Source organism: Rhodococcus sp. A14 (genome assembly GCF_011603105.1).
In the GTDB taxonomy this organism is placed as follows: Bacteria; Actinomycetota; Actinomycetes; order Mycobacteriales; family Mycobacteriaceae; genus Rhodococcus_F; species Rhodococcus_F opacus.
Window position 1 is genome coordinate 1 of sequence record NZ_JAAOQS010000203.1, and the last position, 5,701, is coordinate 5,701.

Annotated in this window: 5 protein-coding genes; 1 reads left to right on the forward strand and 4 read right to left on the reverse strand. The window is 65.7% G+C overall.

Going from position 1 to position 5,701, the window contains the following annotated elements; genetic code table 11:
- The 3 genes from G9373_RS44380 to G9373_RS44390 form a co-directional block, all read right to left on the reverse strand.
- Positions 1 to 286: aldehyde dehydrogenase family protein (locus tag G9373_RS44380; protein WP_167121161.1), on the reverse strand; the 286-nt coding region annotated here is incomplete at its 3' end.
- Positions 287 to 351: 65 nt separating this feature from the next.
- Positions 352 to 699, reverse strand: coding sequence for a cupin domain-containing protein (locus tag G9373_RS44385; protein ID WP_005561715.1), 348 nt, complete (start codon positions 697 to 699; stop codon positions 352 to 354).
- 33 nt (positions 700 to 732) lie between these two features.
- Complete coding sequence (locus G9373_RS44390) at positions 733 to 2,142, reverse strand: FAD-binding oxidoreductase (protein WP_054246866.1); 1,410 nt, start codon at positions 2,140 to 2,142, stop codon at positions 733 to 735.
- 131 nt (positions 2,143 to 2,273) lie between these two features.
- Here G9373_RS44390 and G9373_RS44395 point away from each other — a divergent pair, with 131 nt between their 5' ends.
- On the forward strand, positions 2,274 to 3,746 hold the full coding sequence (locus G9373_RS44395; protein WP_054246868.1) for a PucR family transcriptional regulator: 1,473 nt from the start codon (positions 2,274 to 2,276) through the stop codon (positions 3,744 to 3,746).
- Between the two features lie 70 nt (positions 3,747 to 3,816).
- Here the strand turns inward: G9373_RS44395 and G9373_RS44400 are convergent, their stop codons facing one another.
- On the reverse strand, positions 3,817 to 5,253 hold the full coding sequence (locus G9373_RS44400; protein ID WP_043787362.1) for an amino acid permease: 1,437 nt from the start codon (positions 5,251 to 5,253) through the stop codon (positions 3,817 to 3,819).
- Positions 5,254 to 5,701 lie beyond the last annotated feature (448 nt).

The following is a 5,701-nucleotide window of genomic DNA, read 5'->3' on the forward strand; positions in this document are numbered from 1 at the left end:
CGGTGATGATCTCGGCCAACTCGCCTTTGCGGGCGTTGAGCAGTTCCCGGAAGTTGAAGATCACCTGGGTGCGCTTGGCGAGGGAGGTGTCGCGCCAGGCGGGGAACGCGGCGGCGGCGGCGTCGATCACGGCGCGGGCGTCCTCGACGCTGGCCAGGGCGACCTGACCGGTGACGGCACCGGTCGCCGGATTCGTCACGGGCGCGGTGTTGCCGCTGGTGCCGGTGAACGTCTTGTTGTCGAACCAGTGTGGGATCACCCGGAGGGTGCTGTCGTTGTGTGTCATGAAGTGGGGTCCTGTCGAATGAGAAGTAGCTGGTGGTTTCGTCGTGGACGCGGCACTGATCGGCGTCAGAAGATGGTGTATGCCTTGCGGACGGTTTCGGAGACGTCCCAGCGTCCGGACCATCCCGGGGGCAGGACCACGAAGTCGCCGGCCGAGATCTCGACCTTGGTGCCGGTCTCGTCGTCGGTGAGTGTGGCTTTGCCTTCGATGATGAAGCAGGTTTCGGTGTTGGGTCGGTCGACGACAGGCCAGCCGCCGGGCTGGCACTCCCAGATTCCGATCTGGGCGTCGGTGCCGCCGTCGACGGGTAGGGTGCGCAGCTGCGGGTCGCCGCTGTCGGCGCCGGGCCGTTGCCCGGCGGGGGTCAGCTCACCGTTCACGACGGTGGAGGGCAGGTGGATCAGTGAAGCCATGGTCGATGTCTCCGTTATCGGTCGGGAGGGATGTCAGTGGGCGCCGGTGAGTTTTTCCAGCAGCGCGGACACCTTGGACGGTTTGTTGGTGACGCGTTCTTCGAGGTCCGCGGTCGCGGCGGCACGCAGTCCGGCGTTGACCCCGAACCAGCGGAAGGGTTCGACTTCCCATTTGGGGGAGTGGTGGTTGACCACGGGAAGTGAGTTCAGGTCGTCGCGTTTGTCGAGGATGAGGTTGCGCAGGATGCGGCCGGCGAGGTTGCTGGTGGCGACCCCGTCGCCGACATACGGTCCGGCCCACGCCATCTTGTTGTTCTGGTCGTAGCCGACGGAGGGGAACCAGTCGCGCGGGACACCGAGGGGGCCACCCCACCGGTGGGTGATCGGCACGTCCTTCAGTGTCGGAAAGAACTCGTGCATCGTGTCGATGATCTTCTCGTGGATTTTCTCGTCGACGTCGAACGACGGGTGGACCTTGGACCGGAAGTGGTACGGCGCCCCGCGCCCGCCGAAGACGAGGCGGCCGTCGTTGGTCGGGTGGGCGTAGATCCGCAGGTTCCGCATGTCGTTGAACGCGGTTCGGCCGTCGAGGCCGAGTTCCAGACGGACCTCGTCCGGCAGCGGGGCGGTCGCGACGACGAGCGAGTACAGCGGCGCCACATTGCGCCGGTACTCGGGGAATTCGGGGGTGAACGCCTCGGTGGCGCGAATGACGACGGATGCGGTGACGGACCCGTGCCGCGTCCATACGATGCCCTTGCCGATCTCGTCGACAGCGGTGTCCTCATAGATGACCCCGCCGCGCTCCTCGACCCAGCCGGCGAGACCGCGCACCAGCTTGTCCGGGTGCAGCAGGGCGCAGTGCTCGGTGTAGATACCGCCGAGCACACCGGCTGCGTTGACCTTCTCGCGCGCGGCGTCGGCATCGAGCAGCTGCCACTGCCCGTGGGTGCCGAACCTCTCGGCGCCATCGACGGTCGCCTTCGCCCGCGCCCATTGCGCCTGGCTGCGGGCGAGGGAGACGAATCCGTCGCGGGAGTATTCGCAGTCGATCTTCTCGGCCGCGACGACGTCGCCGATCTCGCTGACCGTTTCGTTCATCGCCGACTGCAGATCCAGAGCGGCACGATGCGAGTACAGCTGCTCGACGCGGCCGAGCGACACCGGGAAGATCGACGACGCCCACCCACCGTTGCGTCCCGAGGCGCCGAAGCCGGCGTATTCGCGTTCGAGCAGAACTACTTTCAGCGTCGGGTCGGCCTGCAGCAGATAGTAGGCCGCCCACAGTCCGGTGAACCCGGCACCGACGATCGCCACGTCGGCAGTGATGTTGCCGGGCAGCGCGGGCCGCCGGGATGCGTGCTCTCGGTCTTCGCGCCACAGGGGTGTACCGTCTGCGGCACCTGATACGCCGCGCTCCGCGCGGGCGTTACTGACCACCATTTACAGCCTCCAGCCGTTCGTTCGTTCGTGCGTCGATGTCCAGTGTCGTGTCAGTGTGTGAGCCCCGACATACTCCGGATTCACAGACATAGAACTGGCGGCTGTACTTTTGTATGAGGAGGTGAAGGCCGATGATCTCCGTCGATCAGCTGGCCGCGATCCCATCGCTCGGCCTGCAATATCTCGCCGGCGAGAGCGGCGGCGCGCGACTGGTCACGTGGGCGCACGCGTGTGACCTGCCCGATCCGTGGTTGTGGTTCGAACACGGTGACCTCGTCATGACCACCGGCGGCGGGCTGCCCCGCGGCGACACGGAGCAGTCCGAGTGGATGGCGCACCTGATCGACAGTCAGGTCAGCGCCCTGGTGATCGCCCGCGGCCCCGGCACCCCGGATGTCACGCCGGCGCTGCTCGAAGTCGCCGAAAGCCGCGGATTCCCGGTGCTCTCGGCAAGTTTCGACCTGCAATTCGTCGCGCTCGCGCGCACCGTCATCGAAAGTGCCGTCGAATCCGAACGACAGCGCCTGTCCAGCATCACCCGCCTGTACGACGTGTACTGGCAGGCCCTGCACGCACGCGGCACCTTCGGGGACCGGATTTCCGCGCTCGAAGGGACCACCGGATGGGCTCTCGAGGTCCGCGATCACGGTGCCGGCGGCGAGGTCATTGTCAGCGGACGCCTGGCGCTTCACCAGCGGAGCGGCCACGCAGATCCTGCGGCCGACCGCGTCGAAATTCCGATCCCGGGGGCAGGAGAAGTGGTGCTGTCGGCCAGTCCCGGCCGGGTCCCCGTCAACGACCGCCCGCTCCTGCAGCACCTCGGGGGCCTGATTGCCCTCGAACTCGAACATGATGCCGCTCAACGCGACCGACTTCGTGCGTCCGGGGCGGACTTGCTCGTCGGCCTTCTCGACGAAACCATCACCTTCGCCGCCGTGTGGCCCGAACTGCGCCACCGCGGGATGACCAATGGGGTGGTCGTCGCATGCTGGAGCACCCCGAACGCCGACCCACTTCATCACGAGACCATCCACCGGCAGGTCTGTCTGCAGCAGTACGCTCCGCTGCTGCTGCCGCGCGCGGCGCTACTGATCGCGGTGGTGCCCCGCGATCTCGACCTCCTGGCAACGATCAACACCAAGCTCGCTCCGGACTGCGCGGTCGGGGTCAGCAGCGCTCTGACCGCCAATTCGAGTGTCGCCGAAGCGGCCCGGCAGGCCCAGCTCGCCGTGGCTCGCGCCCATGAGCAAGACCAGACCGTCAATGTCTACGGCGAAGACATCGACGACGTCGGTTTTCTGCCCCGCAGCATGGAAGACACCCGCAGGTTGGTCCGCACCACCCTCGGCCCGCTCATCGCCCATGACAAGAGCAACGAGGGTGAGCTGGTGACCTCGGTGCGCGTGTTCCTCCGGAACGACGGCGCGTGGCAGAAGAGCGCCGACGAGTTGAAAATCCACCGGCAGACCCTCGTCTACCGGCTGCGCCGCGTCGAGCAGCTCACCGGCTTGAAGCCGACCTCCACCGAAGGCTCCGCGATGTTTTGGCTCGCCCTGTCCGGTGCCGAGCGAGCGAAACTCGATCTCGACGAGTTGATCGACTGAGCGGAACACCAGATGGGCTGGTCCGTCACGGACCAGCCCATCTGGTGTTCATCAGGTGCTACCTCGAAGTTCAGGAGTTGATGCTCTCCGTGGCCACCCCGGACACGTCGGGTCCGCTGTCGTCGGCGGCCGGGGCCACCTGTGTGGAGGCGCGGGTCTTCTTCTTGATGAAGTAGACGATCGTCAGCACCACCCACACCGCGATTCCCTGCATCAGTTCGATCCGATTGGCTTCCCGGAAACCCATGCTGACCAGTACCGCGACGATGGCCACCGTCACCAGGATCGGCAGGCCCGGGTAGAGCCACATCCGGAACTCGAGGGAGCCGGGGTTCTCCTTCTCCCACCGTCGACGCAGGCGCAGCTCGGAGATGCAGATCATGAAGTACACGAACAGGAACACCGCACCGGAGGCGTTGATCAGGAACAGGAACACCGTGTCCGGGAAGATTGCCGCAAGGACCACGCATCCGTAGCCGATGACGGTGCAGGACAGGATGCCCTTGACCGGAACGCCACGCTTGTTGGTCGAGGTCATCCAGGCCGGTGCGTCGCCGCGGCCGCCCATGACGAACAGCAGCCGGGAGGAGGTGTAGAGGCCGGAGTTGAGGACCGACAGCACCGCCACCAGGATGACAAGGTTGAGCAGGTCCGCTGTGCCGGGGATTCCGATCCGGTCCAGGGCGGCGACGAACGGAGACTCGCCCGGTACCACCGAATCCCACGGCACGATCACCGCGATCAGGAACGTGGAGATGACGAAGAACGCGAGGATGCGGAAGACGACGGAGTTGACCGCCTTGCGGATCGACTTGGCCGGTTCCGCCGACTCGGCGGCGGCGATGGTGACGACCTCGACACCGGTCATGGAGAAGATCACCACGACCACACCGATGAACAGGGTGGCCAGCCCGTTCGGGAGGAGCCCGCCATGGTCGGTGAGGTTGGAGAAGTCGACGCTCGCGCCGGGCCAGAGCCCGAAGACGAACAGCGCGGCGACCGCAATGAAAGCGACGATGGCGACCACCTTGATGCTCGCGAACCAGTACTCGGCCTCACCGAACGCGCCCACCGAGAGCAGGTTGACCGCGGTCATGATGACCATGAGGGCAGCCGCGATCGCCCACACCGGCAGCGACGGAATCCATTTGTTGATCATCTGACCGCCGACGACCGCCTCGAATCCGACGACGATGACCCAGAAGTACCAATACAGCCACCCCGTGGAAAAGCCTGCCCACTCACCCCACGCCATTCGGGCGTAGTCGGTAAAGGAGCCGGAACATGGTTTGGCTGCGGCCATTTCACCGAGCATCCGCATCACCAACAGCACGATCAGCCCCGTGATGCCGTAGGTGACAAAGGCGAGCGGGCCAGCCTGGTTGATGATCGCACTCGACCCCACGAACAGGCCGGCACCGATGACCCCGCCGAGCGAGAGCATTGTCAGGTGCCGCTGTTTAAGGCCGGGTTTGAGCTGATGGGCCCCGTTCGGAGTCGTACCCATGGCATTCCCTTCATCAGGTGCCCGCGCCCGTCGACTTCGCGGGGCGGGCGGGATCGAGCTTGTGATGGGAGTCACCCTGCTTGCCCGCGGCCGTCCCCGCCATGCGCCAACGGAACAACGCAGAGGTGGGGCCTTCATACATTTTGATGAACCGCTGTCGGGTTTCGGCCCTGACCTGGTCGTCTGGCGCGAGCAAGCGCATGAACGAGCTGATCAACGCGAACCTGCGCGGTACCTTCCGCCAGTAGCCATGCGGGAAGCCGATCCACTGGGTCTCGCCAGTTCACTGCTCGGTTGGGCCCGGGGCAATTGTCGGGCGCTCCTAGTAGTACTTTGTTAGGTGGGGAAGGTGTGGTGGCACAGTGGGCAGGTACCGATCCAACGGGCAAGTGCGCGTTGGAGTTCGCGGAGAACGGCGTACAGGGTCAGTCCTGCCCGGCTGCTTTTG

What these genes read in the sequence shown, in the direction of transcription:
- G9373_RS44395 (WP_054246868.1), top strand. Translation starts at nt 2,274, where the DNA reads ATGATCTCCGTCGATCAGCTGGCCGCGATCCCATCGCTCGGCCTGCAA.
- G9373_RS44390 (WP_054246866.1), bottom strand. Translation starts at nt 2,142, where the DNA reads ATGGTGGTCAGTAACGCCCGCGCGGAGCGCGGCGTATCAGGTGCCGCA.
- G9373_RS44400 (WP_043787362.1), bottom strand. Translation starts at nt 5,253, where the DNA reads ATGGGTACGACTCCGAACGGGGCCCATCAGCTCAAACCCGGCCTTAAA.
- G9373_RS44385 (WP_005561715.1), bottom strand. Translation starts at nt 699, where the DNA reads ATGGCTTCACTGATCCACCTGCCCTCCACCGTCGTGAACGGTGAGCTG.